Genomic DNA, 21742 nt, shown 5'->3' with positions numbered 1-21742 from the left:
CTTAGTGACATTTAAAATGATCGAAAGGCTCTTTGCAATCGTTGCATTGATATAATGCTTTGCAGGCCGTGCTGCCAAACTCGCTGATGAGACGGGTGTTGGTGGAGTGGCATTGCGGGCATTCCACATGGTCAGGCGGGGCACCGCCACGAACATGGTCAGACGAGGCGTCAGACCATGTTGGCGGCGCAATACCATACGCTTTCAATTTTTCTTTTCCCGATGCGCTCATCCAGTCGGTGGTCCATGCGGGTGAGAGTATATGAGTGATCTTTATTTTATGGAAACCATTTTCAATTAAAGCAAGCCGGATATTCATGGCAATCATATCCATGGCCGGGCAACCGGTATAAGTGGGTGTGATAACAATTTCTACTTCATCATTATTGATCTTTACCTCTCTTACAATTCCCAGGTCTAATATGGATAGTATAGGAATTTCCGGGTCGCAAACGGTTTGCAGCAGCTGCCATATTTTTTTTATTGCCTGCTCCATTATTTTGTTTGGCGTTTAAAAAGTACAATATACCTGAAGCCAATACCACCATCCTGAGTAGCAGGATCATAAAACTGGTTAACACCGGGTTGTATATAAAAAACACTGCTCTTCCAGCTCCCTCCTTTTACAATTTTGGTTCCCTGCATCTTGTTCAAAAAACTTTCTACTGTTTCTTTAAGTATCAATGCCGCAGGATTTGATTTTTTTAAACTGTCTGTAAACTGTTGCCATGCAGCAGCCTTTGCTTTTAATGCGGTGTAAGATACATCTCCATTGGTGGCGGTCCACTCTGCAACATTACCCCTCATATTATAAAGCCCGTTATCATTAGGTGAATAGGCATTGACCGGCATCGTAAAGTCTTCACCATCATCGCCGGTATTTTTAAGCTGGTATCCATTAACATCTACAATAGTAGAGAAATTGCAATCGTAATCGATGCCGTTTTTTCTATTCGCTTTTACTGGTTTGTTTAAAAACCTGCGGTGCCCATTTATGCCTATGATCCTCCTGTTATCCAATGCTGTATCATTAACCGGTACATAGCCCGTAGTAGCTGCTGCTTCCCACTGGTATAAAGTTGGCAAAGCAACCACTACTTCAATATCAGTATCATTGCCCATAGCTTTTTGTATCTGCAGTGTTTTCCAGTTGCAATAGGCCACGGCCTGGTAATAATTAATGCCGGTTACAGGGTAATTATTAAAGGCTGGATGTATAAACCGATCAACCAGCACCGGTTCATTATAAGTGTAAGGATAATCTTTTATCCAGGCATCTACATCAGGCATTACAGCAACCTGTTTTGCTTTTTTGTTTTCGTCTTTATAACTGTATACCAGGTATTTTGGAAGTAAACGTGGTTTACCGGGAATGGTATGATCTATCCGGTCCGGTGGAAAATCAGCCTGTTTAATATCCACTTTTTTACTCCAGTCAATATAAACATCGCCCTCAGCTGTTTGTTTTTCGTAACCTGATAAGTGCCTGACAATAGAATCCTGTACATAATCAATAAAATCCCGGTACTGTTTATTGGTCACTTCAAATTGTGAAATATAAAAACTATCAACGCTGATCTTTTCGGGAAAATAAAAGCTTAAAGAATCATACCCTTCATATTCCTGCAGCATAATTGTTTTACCTGCAACAAATTTAATGGCAGCAAATTCTTCAGCGAGTGCTTTGTTTGTTTTACTGATCGTTTTTTCAATTGATCTTAAATTGAAAAGCCCCTGTGATAAGGCGGGAAGCGAGGATATAAGCAATAAAAAAAAGAAAAGGCAGTTTATTGTCCTTTGTTTATTCATATTGATTACCATTTACTGTCTGGGTAGGTTCTTTGCATATACTGCAATTCTGTCAAAATATAACCTAACTGTTCCGTGTGTACGCCATTTTTTCCGCCGCTTTGCATAAAAGTTTTTTCGGGAACGGGTAAAGTTGCTTCTCCAAAAACAGTTTTTACTTTCTCCTGCCACGCTTCTTTTAACGACTCATTATCAACTCCTATCCCAACTGCTGTGCTTTGTACTTCGTACTTTGTACTCATAAACATTTCTCCAGTATATCGCCACAACTCATCAATAGCTTTCAATATTCTTGCTTTACTTTCTTCCGTGCCATCGCCCAGGCGTATCACCCATTCGCTGCTCCAGCGTACATGGTATTTTATTTCTTTTAAAGCTTTTGCGGTAATAGCGCTTAACTGATCGTCTTTGCTTTGCTGCAGTTTTTCAAATAATAAATACTGGAACTGGCTGAAGAGGTACTGGCGCAAAATGGTTTGTCCCCAATCACCATTGGGTTGTTCAACCAATAACAGGTTTTTAAACTCCCTTTCTTTTCGCAGGTAAGCCAGTTTATCTTCGTCCATATCTCCGCCCATTAAAGTGGCTGCGTACTGGTAAAAATTTCTTGATTGTCCCAGTAAGTCGAGCGAAATATTGGTAATAGCAATATCTTGTTCCAGTATAGGTCCATGTCCACACCATTCCGCATTCCGCTGCGCCAATATCAAAGTGGTATCCGCTAAATGAAGTATGTAATCAACCAAATAATTACTCATTATCAATTATTCATTATTAATTAATTCCTACATGTGCCCCACTTCATCCGGCAGATCATAAAATGTAGGATGACGATATACTTTGTCTACAGCCGGTTCGTATAATTCGCCGGCTTCTTCAGGATTGGAAGCCGTGATGAATTTACTTTCCACCACCCAGATGCTTACACCTTCCTGGCGGCGGGTGTACACATCCCGGGCATTTTCAATGGCCATTTGTGCATCAGTAGCATGCAGGCTGCCTACATGCTTATGATCCAGGCCCTGTTTGCTGCGAACGAATACTTCCCAGAGAGGCCAAGAGCCCCCTCCGCCCCCTAAAGGGGGAATTTTGGAGCTTTTTACTTCGTTGCTTCCGGCACTTTCGTCGGGTATATCTCCGTAATAAAATTTTCTTACCTGTATATTCATTATTGAAAAGATATTTAAATTATTTAAGCTGCTTTTTCGTTAATAGCGGCGGCTTTTTTCTCTGCATGTACTTTTGCTGCTGCTCTCACCCATTCACCTTCTTCATGCGCCTTTTTTCTGGCTTCCAGCCTTTGTTTATTGCAGGGCCCGTTGCCTTTTACAACAGCCCAGAATTCATCCCAGTTTATTTCACCAAAATCATAATGCCTCCTGGCTTCATTCCATTGCAGTTGATCATCGGGTAAGGTCATGCCCAGTACTTTTACCTGCTCTGCAGCCATGTCCACAAATTGCTGGCGCAGTTCATCGTTGGTCTTTCTTTTTATTTTCCATTTCATGCTCTGGTCGCTGTTGGTGCTTTCGCTGTCCCGTGGGCCAAACATCATTAAACTCGGCCACCACCAGCGGTTGATCGCATCCTGGCACATGGCTTTCTGTTCCTCCGTTCCTTTAGATAATACCAGCAACGATTCAAAACCCTGGCGCTGGTGAAAACTTTCTTCCTTACATATACGCACCATGGCCCTTGCATAAGGCCCGTAACTGGTGCGGCACAGCATTACCTGGTTCAAGATGGCAGCGCCATCCACCAGCCAGCCTACAGCGCCCATATCGGCCCATGTAAGGGTGGGATAATTGAAAATGGAAGAATATTTTGCCTTACCGCTGTGCAGGTCTGCGATCATTTCATCGCGGGAAGTGCCCAGTGTTTCTGCAGCGCTGTACAGGTACAAACCATGACCGGCCTCGTCCTGCACTTTTGCCAGTAAGATGGCTTTGCGTTTTAATGAAGGCGCCCGCGATATCCAGTTGCCTTCGGGCAGCATACCCACAATTTCGCTGTGCGCATGCTGACTTATCTGCCGCACATTTGTTTTGCGGTAAGCATCCGGCATCCAGTCCTTTGGCTCTATCTTTATTTCCTTGTCTACTTTTTCCTGGAAGATCTTTTCAAAATCGGGTAATGCCATAAAAGCGGGTTTATGGTGCAAAAATAACACAAAAAACTAACAAGCGTTAGTTTCGGGAGCTGTTTTATATAATTATCGCCTGAACAGCCGCTTTTCCACCAGTTCCATCACCTGTTCTTTATAGTTTTTACTTACCGGCAACACAATACCGGGTAATACCACTTCTTCGGCAGTAACAGAACGGATAGCATTTACCGCAACCAGGTAAGAACGGTGGATGCGGATAAAAAGATGGGCAGGCAATTGTTCTTCAATACCTTTAAAGGTTAAGTAGGCAATATATTTCTGCCCCGTTGTATGAATGATGATATAATTCGCCATGCCTTCTATATAAACAATATCATTGATAAATATCTTTTCGATCTGCTGGTTGCACTTAATAAAAAAGTAATCAGCATCTGTTACATATTTGCTGCTGGTTGTCAGGTCGATGAATTCTTTGGCTTTTAAGGCAGACCTGTAAAAGCGGTTAAAACTGATCGGTTTTAAAAGATAGTCCAGTATATCCAGTTCGTATCCTTCAATCGCATATTCGGAATAAGCGGTAGTAAAAATAACGGGAGGCAGTTGCGGATTATTTTTTAAAAAATCGATCCCTGTCATTTTCGGCATCTGTATGTCGAGGTATAAAAGATCTACTTTGTTTTGCATCAAAAAAGTAGTTGCCTCAATCGGGCTTTTGCATTCGCCAACAGCAAATAAAAAATCTATCTGCCTGATATGCTCCAGCAAACCGGTACGTGCAATGGGCTCGTCATCTATTACAAGGCAGTTGATCATGATAATTGCAGGTTTAATACGGATTCAAAAATGCTGTTATTACTATGAACGGATAATTGCGCTTTATCGGGATAAAGCAATTCTAACCGGCGTTTAAGATTTTGTATACCCAACCCGCCTGATTGTACAAGGTGTTCTACTTTTTCGCTTTTATCATAGGTATTGGTGGCTTTTACAATAAGCAACTGTTCCTTTTTTTCGATATCGATATGTATGCTGTTTTCTGCTGCATTTTTAAAATGAGAAATATGTTTAAATGCATTCTCCACCAGGGTTAAGATCATAAAAGGTGCAATGGCAAAACCTTCCAAACCACCCGTGGTATGCAATTGTATATCCGTGCCGGTTTCAAGCCGCTGGCTCTGCAGCGCTACATAGCTTTGTATATAATCGATCTCTTTTTTTATTTCAATCTTATCCGTATTGCAGTCATACAATTGGTACCGCAGCATTTCCGAAAATTTTTCTACCGATCCCCTTGCAGCTAAATTAGATCTGTCGATCTGGAAATAAATGGTATTAAGGATATTAAAAAGAAAATGCGGGTTGATCTGTGATCGTAAAAAATTCAATTCTGTTGTTATTTTTTCTTTTTCACTTTCATGCAAACGCTCCTCCAGGCCATACCTGTCGGCAATGATTTTTACGCCACAACTGATAGAAATAAATATCAGGTTAACAAAAAGCTGTAAAAAAATGATCATCAGCATTACAAAAACGGGCCTGATAACGGGCTTCCCGGTAAGGCTATAGTAAACTGTGGCTGTAATAAAATAGACAACCAGTACATTCATCACCGTGAGGTAAGTTAAACGCCAGATAAAACGACGTATTTTCTTTTGATATAAATATCGTGGTACCATTACTGTGGCAGCATACCAGCTTAATGGTAAAGAAAGCGTAGTGCCTAAAAATGTGCCCAGTAATTGAGGGGCCACACTTACGCTCAGGTCGAGGTATATCAATAACATCACCATTGATACAAACAGCCACAGCAATACAAATGGCAGGTAATTAAAGATCTTGTTCCTATAAAAAGCAGGCATAACGCAACAGGTTTTATTAGAACAAAGAAAAGGTAAATAGCAAAGCAAAGCATTTTCATTCATGAAGAATGATGACCATTTCGTCAAGAAAAAAGGTCAACTCATGTAAAGTAGGTTTTAAGGGTGGTGTTTGCTTTTACTTTTGGCGGGATCAATCAATTAAAAAAAGAAACTACATGAAACTAAGAGACCATTTTAAGTATGTATTTATTATCCCTGTAATGGCATTATCAATGACAGCCTGTAAAAAAAGTTCTCATACAGATACTCCTGCAGCAAGCAGTAATTTCTGGCATGGTTATATCGGAAGCAGCAGCTCAACAGGGCCGGGCAATGCCATTCTATTAAGAACTGATGGCACCATGCGGGAGTATGCCAACAACTATTATTCAGCAGGCACAACTATGACAGCCAGTGATACAGCAAGCGCTTTGATAAAATTAGATGGCACATACACCACCACTACTACAACCAACACCATCGTTACAGCTACCTGGTATCAAGCCGCCAGCAGCCCTGCACTTACTTATACACTTACCGGTACAATAAGCGGCAATACAATGACGGGTACACTTAAAAGCGTAGGTACAGGTATCAGCACTGTGGCAAATTTTTCATTTACCAATACGCCATAAAAATTTGAAAACATTATTTAATACAGGAATAAAGAATAACATACCATTAAAAGCGCTCTGCCTTTGTGTGCTGCTTGTAATTACAGCAGGAGCGTTGAATAGTGGTAACAGAAAAGGTACTACAGCACCCCCGTCATTGGGCGGGGGCAATAAACCGCCGGGTGTTGCCGATTCAATAGTAAGCAGCACCAATAGTTTACAGGGCATTTCTTTTGGAGGCAATGCCAGTAATTGATCCCTGCAAAGTGGTGGTTAAAATGAGTGTTTTACTTGCCGGTTATTTTATACCCAGTTATTCTTATGCGCCAGGCTGATCACCTGCGCCTTGCTGTTCACATGCAGCTTTTGGTACACATTGGCAATATGTTTACGGATGGTAAGTACGCTGATGTCGAGTAAAGCGGCAATGCGTTTGGCATCCAGCCCATTAATGGTATGCAGCAATATTTCTTTCTCCCTTTCGGTCACCAGGCTGTCTAGCAGGCTGGGTTCACTGGCCTTTGTTTCGGTTTGCAGTTGTGCCTTGCTCAGCATCTCCAGCGCTTTACGTGCAATGGCCGCACTCATGGGCGCCCCGCCATTTTCCCGCACATTGGTAATAGCATTGTGCAATGCAATAGCGCCTTCGTCTTTCAACAGGTAACCATGGGCACCTGCTTTTATTGCTTCAAATATCTTGTCGTCGTCGTCAAAAACGGTGAGCACAATAAAATATATTTCAGGATACAAAGCCCTTGCAATACTAATGGTTTGTACACCATCCAGCTCCGGCATCTCCATATCCATAAAGATCACCTGTGGCATTTTTTCTAATGGCAGGCCTTTTAATTGCTCCAGGCAATCGTTACCATTTACTGCCGTAAAACAAAGATCCAGGTCTTCAAATTGCTTTATTTTATCTGCAATACTGCTGCGGTTCACAGCTTTATCATCTACCAATCCAATTCTTACAGGTTTACTCATTGCATGCTTCTTTTCAAAGTGTAAAATCATTTTTTTTCCAGCCGAACGCAATACCTAATTTGTAGTATTGCTAAGTAACTCAAGCACTGTGCCATGGTTCTTTTCCGAACTGATCAGCAATTCCATTCCTGTTTGTTTTGCCCTTGCTTTCATATTGATCATACCATTTCCTCCCGAAGCAATAGCCGCTTCCAGCCCTTTACCATTATCCGTAATATTGATACGAATATTTTCCCTGCTGCTGATGGTTACCGTTATAAGATTGGCGCCGCTGTGCTTTAATGCATTGTGTATCGCCTCCTGTATGATGCGGAAAATATTCAACGCATTCTGCGAACTCAGCCTTGTATCATGCTCAATATCTTCATTCAGCACCAAATGGATCGCATCATAGGTAGGCTGCAGTTTATTGATATAATTCTTTAAACGGTCGCTGATACCGGTGATCGTGATATTTTCTTTATTCAATACCCAGATGGTATCACGCAAAGAATTAATGATCTCCTGCGAATGTTGCTGCAGGTTGTTCAATGCATGATTACTTTTTTCAAAACCGGCAGTACTTATCTTTTCCACATCGGCCCTTATTGCGGATGCGTAAGCCCCGATATTATCATGCAGGTCGGCAGCGATCCTTTTGCGTTCCTGTTCTTCCGCATCAATGATAGATTGCGTTGCTATCCGTTTTTCTTCTGCCAGCGCCAATTCCATTTTAATATTCTGCTTCCGGTTATAATTTTTAAAACCAAGCCATACTATCATTGCTGCCATTACTGCAAAAAGCGCCGAACCAAAAAGCCAGTAATTCTTTACCGTAAGGTTCAGTTTCTGTTCCACAATTGTCTTTTCCTTTTTTTGTGCCTCGCTGCTGAACTGCATATCTGCCAATAGTTTGGAGGAATTGATATTGTTGAAAGAATCTTTCAGCGCAATGATCGATTCCAGCGTGGTACTGTATTCGGCGATCTTCCCTGCAGCTTTATAATTCTCCGCCAGCGACCGGTAGATCATCAGTAGTTGTGATGATAAGCCGCTTTGCTTGGCAAGCTGTATACCTTCCTTGCACAATTCGATCCCTTTTTCTGTTTGGTTATTGGTGGCATAATAACTGGCAAGGCTGCTCATGTCGTACACCGTATAAAAAGGGTCGTTCAACTTTTTTCTTATCTCCACCGCTTCGTGTAAAGGCGCTTCGGCAAGATGCGCCTGCCCGTTGTCAATAAATATTTTTGCCTCCATACTTAAAGCCGTGGCTAAAAAAAGCAAATTGTTATTTTCCCTGGCATCATTAATGGCGATATTAATATACAGCATTGCCGAATCTGCTTTACCCAACGCATTATAAGTGGAAGCAATATTGCTGTACAGCGCCCCGTAATTTTTATAATATTTTTTATTGGCAGAAGTATATAATGCTTTATACAACCAGGGCAATGCTTCATGGTATTGCTCCATTTCCATCTGCACCCAACCGATACCAGTTTTGGCCTGTATTAGTATAAGTGTATCCTTCAGGGTTTCCGCCGTTTCTAATACTTCGTACAGCTGCGTCAAAGCCAGTGTATAACGGTTACCCCTGTCCAGTATCTTCGATTTAAGAAAAAGTATGTTCACATAAAAATCCTGGTGCTGCTGATCATTTTTATAAAGAGGGATAATGCGGTCTACGATCAGTAACGCACTGTCAATATAATTTTTACGTACATAATAATTCGCCCTTACTGCAGCTACCCTGTCCCTGTCGAATTTATTTTTAGATCTTTCCGTGATCGTTTCCGCCATCATCACGTAAGGTAAAAGTGTATCGGGGTTCACCGTCTGGCCCGAAAAGATCAATATATGCTCCAGCTTCTCCTGGTCGTTGGCAGATGTTTCAATGATCTGCCGGATGCTGTCAATATATTTTGTTTGCGCCTGCGTATATAAAGCAATGCACGAAACAAAACAGGAAAATAAAAAACGTTTTATTTCTTTTTTCATACTCCCGGCAGCTTTGTGGTATTACTTTGCAACAACAATACAGTGCCTTCATTCTTTGTGGATTCAATGGTCAGTTCCATTCCCGTTTCTTTCGCCCTTGTTTTCATATTGATCAACCCGTTACCTTCCACTCCATCTATCTTTTCCATTCCTTTACCATCATCAGCAACGGCGATCATAATATTACCATTACTGCTGATGCTGATAGCGATCTTTCCTGCACCGCTATGCCTTAACGCATTGTGCATGGCTTCCTGTATGATCCTGAAAATGTTCAGTGCATTCTGGGAGCTGAGCCTCGTATCATGTAATATTTTTTCCTGTACCGAGATCTGTATCTTATCATACGTAGGCTGCAGTTTGCTGATGTAATTCTTTATACGGTCACTCAACCCGGTAATAGTGATGTACTCTTTATTCAATACCCAGATGGTATCCCGCAATGAATTGATGATCTCCTGCGAGTGCTGCTGCAGATTTTGCAGCGTATTGCTGTTATCTGCCAGTCCATTGTCGGCGATCTTTTCCACATCAGCACGAATGGCCGATGCATAAGCGCCGATATTATCATGCAGGTCGGTGGCAATTCGCTTGCGTTCATTTTCTTCTGCTGCTGCAATAGCCTGTTCCGAAAGATATTTCTCTTCCTTGCGCAGCATCTCATTCTTCAACGTTTGTTTTTTACGGTAAATGGTAAATACAGAATAAAATACAATGATCACCAATATAGATAACCCTACCAGGCCATACAGCCAGTAATTCTTTTCAATCAGCGCCAGTTTTTGCTGCGCAATGATATTGTTGTTCTTTTCCGTTTCGTATTTTGTCTGCATCTCCGCCAATGCCTGCGCCGAATTTTTCTGGTATACCGAATCTTTCAGGCTGATGATGGTTTGCAGTACATCGGCATATTTTTCCATGTTACCCATGGCCTTATAATTATCCGCCAGGCTGCCATACAGGAAAAAAAGTTTGGTATCCAGTTTATATTTTTTCGCAATAGCAATGCCTTCATTACATATTGCAATACCTTTTTCGGGCTGTCCGTAATGCGCATAATAAAAACCCAGTTGCGACATATCCGATGCGATGTAAAAAGGGTCCCCAATCTTTTTCCTTATTTCCACCACTTCCTGTAAAATGGGTTCGGATAATTTTGCCTGCCCCGATTTTACATACAATTCCGATTGTATGGCCAGTGAATTGGACAACGCAAATAAATTTTCGTGCCTGCGGGAATACAGGATGCCTTTATCGATATAGTAAAATGCAGAATCCGTTCTACCCAGCCCATTGTAATTGGTGGCCAGGTTGGCAAAAAGTATGGCATACTTTTCCAATAATAGTGTATCCGTTGTAGTATGTAAGGCCTTCAAATGCCAGGACAATGCTTCTTTCAATTGTCCCATTTCAAGATATGCCCAGCCGATCAGCGTCTTACCTTTTACCTGCAGCAGTACAGCATTATTTTTTTCGGCAAGCGAGATCGTTTGATAGCCCATATCGATCGCTTCCTTGTATTGGTTCTTTCTTACATAGCAGCGGCCCTTCTGGTTATAGCAATTGGCTTCCAGCACCGGGTCGCTTACTTTGCCATTCAGTACTGCTAAACATTGGTCGGCCATGTTTAAGGAAGAATCGATCAGTCCCTTGGTGGTCAATGCACCTGATTCATAATACATACTTTGTATCTCATCGTGCAGGTTACCAGATCGTTTGGTGATCTCTTTTGCCTGTTCTGCATATACCATTAATGTATCCGGGTGCAATGTGTAGCCCAGTTCGCAAAGATCAAATATCGCAGCCACCTTATCTTTTTCAGTTTTGGCTAACCATACCCGGGCTTTAAGGCTGTCGATGATCTTTGTTTGCGCAGCACAGCAAAGTGCTGTCATGCAGCAACATAGCAATAAGGTTCTTTTGATAAGGTTCATTTTATATGCAGTAAAGCCGGTGTCGGTTATTTAAAAATATTCAATTATTGCTTGCCGGACAAGCTTTATTTACCATTACTAAAAATTAAGTATTTACAAACCAAAAAAATATTGCTATATAGCTGATACTGCTACTATAAATTCAGTATTGCAATCCCTTTTTATTGCTGTAATATTTGTACCTGTAATTTGGCATTTCAATATACCGGTAATGCATACACGATATACTTAAAATGTAGTACTAAAAATTAAGTATTGTACCGGTGGTTTTTTAAAAGCATTTTTACATACTTCCAATTTCCTTCGATATCACCAGCATTTCCGGCTTTTAATTTCAGCATTACAACTTACACAATATGAAAAAAATTGTAGCTACAGGATTCCTGTTGGTGGTACTTATATTGCCCCGGCTCAATGCACAGGGCGTTTCAAAAATGTTTGGCCTGGTAGGTGGTTATCCGCAAAGCGATAATTCCTCTAATGGTTTTCTTTTCAGTACCGACAGCAGCGGGCAAGGCTTCCAGCTGCAATACCCGTTTCCCGTTGCGGTTGATGGCGGCAATCCTGCAAACCTGGAAATGGTTCCTTTCAATGGAAAATTATACGGTACCACCCGTATCGGCGGAACAGGCAACTACGGTGTACTGTTTCAATATGACCCCGTTACCAATATCTACACTAAAAAATTTGACTTTGGCGCTAATCCCAACGTATACGGCTACAATCCGTTTGGAAGCCTTTTATTGTACAATAATAAGTTTTATGGCCTTAACTATTCCGGCGGCACCAGTGGCTATGGTACCCTATTTGAGTGGGACCCTACCACCAATATCTATACTAAAAAAATCGATTTTAATGGCAGCACCGGTGGCTATCCCCAAAATTCATTAAGACTGATGAACGGTAAAATGTATGGTGGTACAACCGGTGGCGGTTCTGCGGGCCTGGGTGTTGTATTTGAATGGGACCCTGCCACCAATACCTATACTGACATACTGGATATGACCGGACCGGGTGCCGGCAATGGATGGTCGATCAACACCAACATTACTCCGTACAACAATAAATTGTACTGCGCCAGCTGGCGGGGTGCGGCCAATGATGCAGGCGCCCTGTATGTAATAGATCCCAGTTTACCCAACGGTTCAAATACCACTGTCATTAAAGTTTTTGGCGGTGCCAATGCTTCGGATGGCACCAGTTGCAATAACAATGAAATGATCGTATACAATAACAAATTATACGGTACACTTTATTATGGTGGTACTTCCGGGGAAGGAACATTATTTGAATTGAACCCCATTGGAAATGTGTTTACCAAACTGGTTGATTTTAGCTATACAGCCAGGGGAAGCCAGCCATTAGGAAAACTGGTTGCTAACGGTTCTAAATTCCTGGGCATGTGCAGTAGTGGCGGCACTAACGGAAAAGGAACCATTTACGAATGGGATCCTGCAAACCCCACTACGGTTGTAAAAAAGTATGATTTTGGCGTAAGCAATAATGATAACCCTATTAGTCCCGGCAGTACATTGGCATTGTTCAATTCAAAATTTTATGCCGTTACTTATAGTGGAGGATTTAACGACCAGGGCGCATTGTTTGAGTATGACAATACAGCCGGTAGTGTAACAAAAAAACTAAACTTTAATACTGCCGAAAATGGCCGCATACCTTTTGGCAGGCCCACTTTACTCAACGGAAAAATTTATGGCACCTGTTACACGGGCCCTCAGCCAGATGCTGGTTGTATATGGGAATACGATCCTTCCACAACAATCTATTCCCGCAAATTTAATTTTGATATGGCAACAGGTTCGGGTAATGGTAACCGCCCTGCTGCCGCTCCCATTGCTTACAATGGAAAATTATATGGTACCACATCCGGTGGTGGTACAAGCGGCTATGGTGTTTTTTATGAGTATGATCCTGCTACAAATAATTATACAAAACAGGATTTTCAACCCATCGGCGGTCTATTTCCCATTGGCGAACCCACGTTGTACAACAACAAGTTTTATGGAATGACCAGTGCTGGAGGAGGAGGTAATTGGGGTATTATTTACAGCTACGATCCTGCAACGGGTACATTAACCAACCTGTATGATGTACAGAACTCGGGCAGTAAACAGCCCAGTGGTGGATTTAATGTATACAACAATAAACTGTATGGCACAACCAATAACGGTGGTACTAATAATGTAGGAGGAATAATTATGTACGACCCAATTGCCAATACAGCCAGTACAGTGTTCAGTCTCAATATTCCTGTTACAGGTTCAACCATACAAAATACAATGACGGTTTATAACGACAAGCTTTATGGAAATACTACTGCCGGCGGCACAATGGGCGCTGGTGTATTATTTCAATTTGACCCCGCTACAAATAATTATACAGCGCTGTATAATTACGAGCCGTATGGCAGCTATGGCGCTTACCCCAGCGGAATATTGACTTTAAGCGGTAATAAACTGTACACCATTACAAGAGATGGTAACAGTGTGATACGTGTAGTACAACTGGACCCTGCCACCAACACCGTTTCCACCCGTTCTACCTATACACCGGCAAGCTCTTATAACATGCCCGGTTACCATAATGCACTTACTGTGGTACCTGCTTTTATTGCTAACGGCATTGCCAACAGTTGCGAAACCTATCCTGTGGTTGTTATCAATGCATCCAATACCAATCAATGGGTACCGATATTGAATACCGCAGGAGATGTGGTAGCCGAGATAAAAGCCAATGGTAATTTATTAGGAAATGTTACCGCTTCCAGCTATATCAACAGCGGCGCTGTAAGAGAAGATGCGCTGAAGCAATTATATATGGACCGCAATCTTACCATCAGCACACAAAATCCTGTTACAGGTTCCAATGTGGATATTAGATTGTACGTTAAAACATCCGAGTATCTCGCTTTAAAAAATGCCACCAACTCATTGGGTCAACCCTCCGGCATTACCAGTATCAACGACATTGCTGTGTTCAAGAACAGCCAGCCTTGTGCCACATCTGCCACCATTACGCTCAATGCCGACAAACAAACAACTGTTGCAAGCGCTTACGAGTACGGCTATGTGCTCACGGCCAGTATCAACTCTTTCTCTACTTTTTATTTTGCAAAAAATACTTTTACAACGTTGCCGCTTAATTTGATCAGCTTTGATGGTATCAAACAGGACCAAACTGTAAAACTGAACTGGGTTACCGAGAACGAGATCAATACACAAAATTTTGAAGTGGAAAAAAGCAGCAACGCCAGCAGCTTTACAAAAATTGCAACTGTTGCAGCCAAAGGCAACAGCATACAAACCAGCTATACTGCTACCGATAACCAGCCATTTGCAGGCATCAACTATTACCGCCTCAAATTACTGGATAAGAACGGTCAGTTCAGTTACAGCAATATTGTAAAGATCGATTTCAGTAAAAAATACAGCATCACTATTTTACCTAACCCGGCAAAAGATTATATCACCATCAATGGCGCCGGCGCCTTTACACAGGTGCAGGTGATAGATGCCGCCGGTAAAGTTGTAAAACAAATGAATAAAACTTCGAACAACCGTTACAGTGTGTCCAGCCTGGAAAGGGGGTTGTATTTCATCAGGCTGGTGGGTGCTGATGAAACCGTGGTAAGCAAGATCATGGTGGAGTAAAAGAGTTGTTGATGGTTTAATGTTTAATGCCCTGTTGCTTCAGCAGCAGGGTATTATTAAACAGTTGTATGCTTAAAAAAGATATCATCATAATATTGCTATTAATGGCACTCATCATTTTTAGCTAAGGAACTGGATAAATAGTGTAAGTATTCTATCAAGTGGAAGTCCCTGTTGCTTTTGCAACGGGGCTTTTTTTATTTGATATCAAAATCCACCACCACTTTTTCTGTAACAGGATGGCTCTGGCAGGTAAGTATAAAACCTTCATCCAATTCTTCCTGTTCCAGTCCCCAGTTCACGTCCATTTTTACTTCGCCTTCCAGCAGCTTGGCCCTGCAGGTGCAGCATACACCACCTTTACACGCAAACGGCAGATCGGCGCCCTGTTTCAATGCAGCATCTAAAATAGTATCGTTATTAAAGCCCAGGTCAAAATCAAAACTCCTGCCATCCAGCTTCACGGTTATTTTACTTTTAGGCCCGCTGTCTGTATTCTCTGTACTTTTTACTTTGTTCTTGCTTTGTCCTGGTGTTGTAAACAATTCAAAATGTATCTTCTTTTTATCAATGCCCTGCTGCTCTAAAAAATCCTTTACACAAAATATCATTGCTTCGGGCCCGCAGATAAAATGATCGTCAATATTCTTATAATCGATCAGCCTGCTTAATTCAGCCAGTTTATCTTTATCTATCCTGCCATAATTAACCGGCGCATCCGTTCTTTCCCTGCTGAGTATATTGATAAAATTAAAGCGCTGCAGGTATTTATTCTTGATCGCTTCCAGCTCTTCAAAAAAGATAATGGAGCCGCGGCTGCGGTTGCCAAATACCAATGTAAAGCTGCTTTGCGGCTCGGTTTGTAATGTTGTTTTAATAATGGAAAGCACAGGTGTAATACCGCTGCCTGCTGCAAAAGCAAGATATTGCTTGCGGTTAGCCGCCAGCAGCTGTGTATTGAATTTGCCGGTGGGCGGCAATACTTCTATTTCATCACCTTCTCTTAAAATATCATTGGCATAGCAGGAAAATAAACCGCCTTCCACTTTTTTTACTGCCACCTTTAATTCGTTCTCGAAAGGCGCACTACAAATGGAATAGGAGCGACGCACTTCTTCGCCCGCTATTGTTTTTTTAAGCGTGATATTCTGTCCATGCGCAAATGCAAATACAGTCTGCAATTGCTCCGGCACATCAAATGCTATGGAAACACAATCGGGTGTTTCTTTTTTAACTGATCTTACTTTGAGTGTATGAAAATGAACTGCCATAATTTTTTATTGGGTATTTAGCGGGCTGTTACCAAACCATTCAGCAAATGGGTTACCATATCATCTTCCAGCACTTTGGCGCTGATATTTTTTTTATGCCGTTGCCAGAACTCCAGTCCACGCACCGCGGATAATAGTGTAAGCACGGCCACATAGGCATTGATATTTTTCAATTCCTTTTTTTTGATCCCTTCTTCAATAATGGCCACCAGGCGTTTTTCGTAACTGCGGCGCTGGTTCAAAAAATTACTGAGAAAGGGTTCCTGCAAATGCTTCCACTCGTGGTTGGCTACAAACACTTCATCAAATTCATGCTGCATCATGCTGATATGAAAACGGATGATCTTTTCTATTTTGGCGGTAGAATTAATATCCAGTTGTTCGGCCTCATTCAACTGGCTGGTAAATTCGTTGGCTATCTTAAAACAAATGGTTTGCAGTAATTCGCTTTTGCTGCCGATATGATTGTAAAGACTGGGCGCTTCCACTCCCACTGCTTCCGCCAGTTCCCGCATAGACGCCGCATTGAACCCCCTGGTGCGGAACAGTGCAGAGGCATTGCGCATGATCACCTCTTTTTTACTGGCATTTCTGCCCGGTTTTATTTTGGCCATTGCATCTTTTTTACAAAACTAACGCTTATTAGTTTTGCTGTTTTACTTTTTATATATTTTCTGCCGGTATAAAATGCTAATTTTGCTGCGCTAAAGAATTAAACTATGCAACTACAAGCTGTTGACACAGTAGATACCATTTCTGCCGAAGACTTTAAGAACAAGTACTACAAGACCATGAAACCGGTGGTGATCAAAAACCTGTCGAAAGACTGGCCGGCGTATAAAAAATGGACCTGGGATTATTTCATCGATATAGTGGGCGATAAAGAAGTGGGCGTTTACAACAACGTAAAAAGCGATGCTTATACACCGATCAACACTGCAGATGCATATATGAAGTTTGGCGATTACCTGAAAAAGGTAAAACAAGGACCATTGGATCTGAGGATATTTTTGTTCAATATATTTCAGCATGCACCACAGGTGGTAAAGGATTTTACCTGGCCCGAAGAACTGATGAAGGGCTTTGTAAAGAAGTATCCCATGCTTTTTGTAGGTGGCGAAGGTTCTATTACCCATATTCATTTTGATATTGATATGAGCCATATCCTGCACACCCAGTTCATTGGCCGTAAAAGGGTGTTACTGTTCCCTTTTGAAGAAAAACATAAGCTGTACCGCAAGCCCTGGGAAGTATTGAGCCTGGCCAATTTTGCCAATTATAATAAAGATTTTGACTATGAAAGCTTCCCGGCCGTTAAACTGGCCAAAGGGTACGAAGTGATCCTGGAACACGGCGATACGCTTTTTATGCCCGCCGGTTATTTTCACCACATGGAGTATATCGACAGTGGTTTTGCAATGAGCCTCAGGGCTTTACAATCCGATCTGGGGGGTAAGCTGGATGGGTTGTGGAAGCTGTTCGGTATGCGCAACATCGATACCCTGATGAAGAAAACGGCCCCTAAATGGTGGTACGAGCGCAAAAGGCGTAAGCTGTATGAACTGGCCAACCAGGAACTTAAAACGGCCGGAAAAATTTAGCAAAATAAATTACGTAAAGTCAAAAAAAACACTATTTTTACATCCTGCTAGGTTATTTAATCCACTCCAATCTTATTTAAAGCTTAGGGCAATTGTACAAACAACGCCCGGATTATTATCCAATTACATTTTACTGAATATTCCAATTACTATTAAATTTATTAATAAAAGATATTTTATTACCTATTTTTCTTGTGGTTTCAGAGGTAAGCAAGGCCGGAGATTTTTATCTCTGGCCATTTTGTTTATAGGAAGTAATGAGGGGAATAGCTACAAGCCGCAAGGGATAAGCAGGTATTTCGTGTAACCATGCTTATCCCTTGCGGCTATCCCCCTTGTGGCTCTATTCCACGGCTGCATTTAAAAAATCTATCAGCGGCTTCATGGTTTTAAAAGTGGCAGCCACATCTTTTACAAAATTCTTGCTCTGCACTTCTGCATCGGTAAAGGGCCTGGTTACAATAAAACTTTTTTGCTTAATGAATGCAATGGCAGGATTGCTGTCGTCGTAGCCCTTGGGTGGCCTTACCAGCGCATCGCCTTTGATACCTTCGGTAAAGGTTTTTTTAAAAGCGCTGTTGCCCATGATCTTTTTCCATTCATCAAAACTGTAGTCGATCTCCTGCCTTATTTTGGCAAGGTCCTTTGGTTCGGGCATCCATATACCACCGGCTGCAAAACTGCCACCCGGTTCAATATGCAGGTAGTACCCGCTGCCGTTAGCTTTTTTACCATTGCGGTTAAAGTAGCCGGCAATATTGGTTTTGTAAGGGCTTTTATCTTTACTGAACCTCACATCCCTGTTGATACGAAAAGTACAATCCTTTGCTTTCAACGCAGCAATGGGCGCATCAAACGATCCCATGGCAGCGATCAGCTTTTCCAGCATTGCAAGAAAATCTTCTTTCGTTGCTTCGTATTGTTTACGGTGTCCTTCAAACCAGGGGCGATTATTATTTTTTTTAAGGTCTTTTAAAAATTTCAATGTAGTTGCCTGCAGCATAAAATAATTTTTAGAAAGCGAATGTACATAAAACAAAAAGGAACCGGTAATTACCGGTTCCCCTATTTAATAAGTTGTATAAGTAGTGTTTTGTACTATTTTACTTTGCCCCAGTTCTCGCCGCTTTTAATGCGGTACAGCGTCATTTCACTTACTTTGTATTTAGTAGCAATCTGCTTGTAGGTCATTTTTCTCTTAGGGTTTTTGATCATATCCTTAATGGTCTTTACCTGTGAAGCATTTAATTTTAAACCTTCCGTACGGTTGGCCTGGCGTTTTTTATAAGCGATTCTTTCGGGGCTGGATTGCTGATGGCTGCTCACTTCTTCCAGTGTGGCCCATTTTAAATTCTTATAGCTGTTGTCTTTCTTTTTATGATTTACGTGTATCACATATTTGTGCTTGGGCGATGCTTTCTTACAAAACTGGCGGGCTATTTCCCTGTGAATATAGATCGTTCCGTTGCCACCATTCACGTGCAGGTTCAATGTTCTGTAGCCCGATGTGATGGAGCCGGTCAATAATTTACCGTCTTCACTAACGTCTTCGCCATAGCTAGCAGCACGGCCTAAAGATGATACAGCATACTTTTTACGAAGTGATTTGTGGCCGCTGAATTGAATGGGTTTCCAAACTTCGCCGGGAATTTTTTTAATCATCGTAATATGATTTTAAGTGTGGTATCCGGGCTTTAGCCTTATCCCCGGAAGAAATGTGTTTAAAAGAAATTAAGGTCTGGCTATAAATATAAATAGTTTTTTTTCAAGATGAAAGCATTTTTATAAAATCTTCTTCGGTTATTATTTGAACGGTGGTTATCTTCTTAGCCTTTTCCAGCTTGCTTCCTGCGTCTTCGCCTACTACAAGATAGTTCAATTTACTGCTTACACCACTTACAATTTTTCCACCGTTAGTTTCCACCATTGCTTCGGCATCACTTCGTTTAAGCTTGCTGAGTGTACCCGTAAATAAAAACGTTTTACCGCCCAGGTTACCATCCGTTACCGTTGTTTTATGCTCGTTCTTTAACTGCACACCCAGCTCTTCAAGCCTTTGTATCATTTTTAAATTACCTGCATCAGCAAAAAAAGCGTGTATGCTTTTAGCCACTTTTACACCTACATCTTCCAGCTGCTGTAACTGTTCTTCGCTGTAGTTTACAAAATCAAGCAGGTGCTGTACCGATGCAGCCAGGGTTTTTGCCGTTGTTTCTCCTACATAACGTATGCCAAGACCATAAATAATGCGGTGCAATGGTTGTGTTTTGCTCGATTCTATGGCAGCCTGCAGGTTGGTGATAGACTTTTCGCCAAAGCCTTCCATCTTCCTGATAGCATCAAACGGTAAGGTGTACACACCGGGCACATCCTGTAAAAAACCCAGCTCGTAAAACTTGCGCACATTGGCTTCGCCAAAGCTTCGTATATCCATGGCATCCTTGCTCACAAAATGTATGATCCTTTCCACCACCTGTGCTTTACAACTAATGTTGGTACAACGCCATACCGCTTCATCTTCTGTTTTAAATAACGGGTGATCGCATACCGGGCAACTGGTAGGGAAAACGATCTTTTTTTCATCACCCTTACGCAATTCGGCAAACGATTTTACAATTTGCGGTATCACATCGCCTGCTCTTTCTATCAGCACGGTATCACCCAGCATCAGGTCTTTTTCTTTGATGTATTCTTCATTATGAATGGAGATACTGCTAACGGTTACCCCGCCTACCTGCACCGGCTCCAGTTTGGCAACTGGTGTAACAGCGCCCGTTCTGCCTACCTGGTATTCCACATCCAGCAGTTTTGTAGTACCCTGCCTGGCTTTAAATTTAAATGCAATGGCCCAGCGGGGATGGTGAGAGGTCATGCCTAAACGCTCCTGCAATTGCAGGTCGTTCACTTTTATCACCATACCATCGATCTCATACGGAAGGTTGTCTCTTTTAGTTTCAAATTCCTCCACGTATTTTATAATGCCATCGATGCCCTTTACCACTTTCATTTCTTTTTGCGGGCTGCGGAAACCCAGGTCCCACAACATTTGCAGCATGCCACTATGTGTCAAAGGTTCCTTGTGGCTTGCTACTTGTGGCTTGCCCGTTAAAACGTAACTCACATGATACAGGAAAGCTTCCAAATTCCTTCTGCCCACTTCTGCCGTATCTTTTATACGCAGGCTTCCGGCGGCGGCATTGCGTGGATTGGCCAGTGGCGGAATACCTTCTTCTATCAGTTTATCGTTGTAGGCCTTAAAATTATTTTTATTCATCAGCACTTCGCCGCGTATCTCTATCTGCTGTATACCATATTCAGAAAATTTTGCTGACAGCGGTACTGATTTTATCTGTTTGGTGTTGATCGTAATTTCATCTCCTACAGTTCCATCGCCTCTTGTAGCCCCTCTTGTAAACAGATCGTTGTCGTAGATCAAAGAGATGCTTGCACCATCAAATTTTGGTTCTACACAATATTCAATCGTATCCAGCCCGCTCAGTTCCCTTGCCTTTCGGTCCCAGTCCAGCAGGTCATCCGCATTATAACTGTTCTCCAGGCTCAGCATCGGTACCAGGTGCTGTACTTTGGGAAAATCCTTTATCAAACCTGCGCCCACCCGCTGCGTAGGCGAATCGGCAGTGATGGACCCCGGGTTTTCATTTTCAAATTTTTCCAGTTGCTTGTACAGTTTATCATATTCAGCATCGCTGATCAATGGATCGTTCTGTACATAATAACGGTATTCGTGAAAGCGGAGGATATCCCTGAAAGTATCAACATTGGATGCAGTACAACCATTGGTGAGTTTTAACGCATCGGTGGTCTGTTGCTGCAATCGTTTGGTTTGTTCCGTACTATACATGATAAAACAGTTGACACCAAAGATAAAGTTGTACCGCCTGTTTTAGTAATTTT

Annotated in this window: 19 protein-coding genes; 4 read left to right on the top strand and 15 right to left on the bottom strand. The window is 41.9% G+C overall.

Annotation, left to right across the window (positions count from 1 at the left end; translation table 11 throughout):
• Nucleotide 1 precedes the first annotated feature (1 nt).
• From paaD to QM738_RS07850, 7 genes are all read right to left on the bottom strand, one after another.
• Nucleotides 2-496 carry a 1,2-phenylacetyl-CoA epoxidase subunit PaaD gene (paaD, locus tag QM738_RS07880; protein ID WP_462276139.1) on the bottom strand — a complete coding sequence of 165 codons (495 nt, stop codon included), beginning with the start codon at nt 494-496 and terminating at the stop codon, nt 2-4.
• Nucleotides 496-1809: an SUMF1/EgtB/PvdO family nonheme iron enzyme gene (locus QM738_RS07875; protein WP_462276138.1), complete on the bottom strand. Its 1314-nt coding sequence runs from the start codon at nt 1807-1809 to the stop codon at nt 496-498. The genes paaD and QM738_RS07875 overlap by 1 nt, the downstream gene beginning before the upstream one ends.
• 5 nt (nt 1810-1814) lie before the next feature.
• Nucleotides 1815-2567 (bottom strand): 1,2-phenylacetyl-CoA epoxidase subunit PaaC, encoded by a 753-nt coding sequence (paaC, locus tag QM738_RS07870; protein WP_462276137.1) that lies wholly within the window; start codon nt 2565-2567, stop codon nt 1815-1817.
• Between the two features lie 27 nt (nt 2568-2594).
• Nucleotides 2595-2978 (bottom strand): 1,2-phenylacetyl-CoA epoxidase subunit PaaB, encoded by a 384-nt coding sequence (gene paaB / locus QM738_RS07865; protein WP_462276136.1) that lies wholly within the window; start codon nt 2976-2978, stop codon nt 2595-2597.
• Between the two features lie 23 nt (nt 2979-3001).
• Complete coding sequence (gene paaA, locus QM738_RS07860; protein ID WP_462276135.1) at nt 3002-3949, bottom strand: 1,2-phenylacetyl-CoA epoxidase subunit PaaA; 948 nt, start codon at nt 3947-3949, stop codon at nt 3002-3004.
• A gap of 72 nt (nt 3950-4021) precedes the next feature.
• Nucleotides 4022-4729: a LytR/AlgR family response regulator transcription factor gene (locus tag QM738_RS07855; RefSeq protein ID WP_462276134.1), complete on the bottom strand. Its 708-nt coding sequence runs from the start codon at nt 4727-4729 to the stop codon at nt 4022-4024.
• On the bottom strand, nt 4726-5775 hold the full coding sequence (locus QM738_RS07850; protein ID WP_462276133.1) for a sensor histidine kinase: 1050 nt from the start codon (nt 5773-5775) through the stop codon (nt 4726-4728). The genes QM738_RS07855 and QM738_RS07850 overlap by 4 nt, the downstream gene beginning before the upstream one ends.
• A gap of 176 nt (nt 5776-5951) precedes the next feature.
• Here QM738_RS07850 and QM738_RS07845 point away from each other — a divergent pair, with 176 nt between their 5' ends.
• A complete protein-coding gene (locus QM738_RS07845; RefSeq protein WP_462276132.1) occupies nt 5952-6410 on the top strand; it encodes a hypothetical protein in 459 nt (152 codons plus the stop codon).
• Between the two features lie 4 nt (nt 6411-6414).
• Entirely contained in the window at nt 6415-6645 is a 231-nt protein-coding gene (locus QM738_RS07840; RefSeq protein WP_462276131.1) for a hypothetical protein, read from the top strand.
• A gap of 47 nt (nt 6646-6692) precedes the next feature.
• Here the strand turns inward: QM738_RS07840 and QM738_RS07835 are convergent, their stop codons facing one another.
• From QM738_RS07835 to QM738_RS07825, 3 genes are read right to left on the bottom strand one after another with little or no spacing between them, the layout of a single operon-like run.
• The gene (locus tag QM738_RS07835) at nt 6693-7403 is read right to left on the bottom strand and encodes a response regulator (protein WP_462276130.1); all 711 of its coding nucleotides are present in this window, start codon (nt 7401-7403) and stop codon (nt 6693-6695) included.
• Nucleotides 7404-7427: 24 nt separating this feature from the next.
• A complete protein-coding gene (locus QM738_RS07830; protein ID WP_462276129.1) occupies nt 7428-9353 on the bottom strand; it encodes a tetratricopeptide repeat-containing sensor histidine kinase in 1926 nt (641 codons plus the stop codon).
• Entirely contained in the window at nt 9350-11248 is a 1899-nt protein-coding gene (locus QM738_RS07825) for a tetratricopeptide repeat-containing sensor histidine kinase (protein WP_462276128.1), read from the bottom strand. The genes QM738_RS07830 and QM738_RS07825 overlap by 4 nt, the downstream gene beginning before the upstream one ends.
• A gap of 395 nt (nt 11249-11643) precedes the next feature.
• Between QM738_RS07825 and QM738_RS07820 the strand changes: the two genes are divergently transcribed.
• A complete protein-coding gene (locus QM738_RS07820) occupies nt 11644-14955 on the top strand; it encodes a choice-of-anchor tandem repeat GloVer-containing protein (protein ID WP_462276127.1) in 3312 nt (1103 codons plus the stop codon).
• Nucleotides 14956-15152: 197 nt separating this feature from the next.
• Here QM738_RS07820 and paaE read toward each other — a convergent pair whose 3' ends face one another.
• Together paaE and QM738_RS07810 are read right to left on the bottom strand one after the other, a co-directional pair.
• A complete protein-coding gene (gene paaE / locus QM738_RS07815; protein ID WP_462276126.1) occupies nt 15153-16226 on the bottom strand; it encodes a 1,2-phenylacetyl-CoA epoxidase subunit PaaE in 1074 nt (357 codons plus the stop codon).
• A 17-nt stretch (nt 16227-16243) separates the two neighbouring features.
• Nucleotides 16244-16840, bottom strand: a complete 597-nt coding sequence (locus tag QM738_RS07810; RefSeq protein ID WP_462276125.1) for a TetR/AcrR family transcriptional regulator — start codon at nt 16838-16840, stop codon at nt 16244-16246.
• Nucleotides 16841-16945: 105 nt separating this feature from the next.
• On the opposite strand from QM738_RS07810, the gene QM738_RS07805 reads away from it, so the two are divergent.
• Nucleotides 16946-17827: a cupin-like domain-containing protein gene (locus QM738_RS07805; protein WP_462276124.1), complete on the top strand. Its 882-nt coding sequence runs from the start codon at nt 16946-16948 to the stop codon at nt 17825-17827.
• Between the two features lie 343 nt (nt 17828-18170).
• Here the strand turns inward: QM738_RS07805 and QM738_RS07800 are convergent, their stop codons facing one another.
• The 3 genes from QM738_RS07800 to ligA all read right to left on the bottom strand — a co-directional run bounded on the left by QM738_RS07800 (nt 18171) and on the right by ligA (nt 21689).
• Nucleotides 18171-18830: a DUF2461 domain-containing protein gene (locus tag QM738_RS07800; RefSeq protein WP_462276123.1), complete on the bottom strand. Its 660-nt coding sequence runs from the start codon at nt 18828-18830 to the stop codon at nt 18171-18173.
• A gap of 95 nt (nt 18831-18925) precedes the next feature.
• Nucleotides 18926-19489, bottom strand: a complete 564-nt coding sequence (locus QM738_RS07795; protein ID WP_462276122.1) for an NUMOD4 domain-containing protein — start codon at nt 19487-19489, stop codon at nt 18926-18928.
• Nucleotides 19490-19592: 103 nt separating this feature from the next.
• Nucleotides 19593-21689, bottom strand: a complete 2097-nt coding sequence (ligA, locus tag QM738_RS07790) for an NAD-dependent DNA ligase LigA (RefSeq protein WP_462276121.1) — start codon at nt 21687-21689, stop codon at nt 19593-19595.
• Nucleotides 21690-21742 lie beyond the last annotated feature (53 nt).

The organism is Ferruginibacter sp. (genome assembly GCF_049840995.1).
Taxonomy (GTDB): Bacteria; Bacteroidota; Bacteroidia; order Chitinophagales; family Chitinophagaceae; genus Ferruginibacter.
The sequence above is the reverse complement of the archived record's forward strand: the minus strand, read 5'-3'. Positions and strand labels throughout refer to the sequence as shown.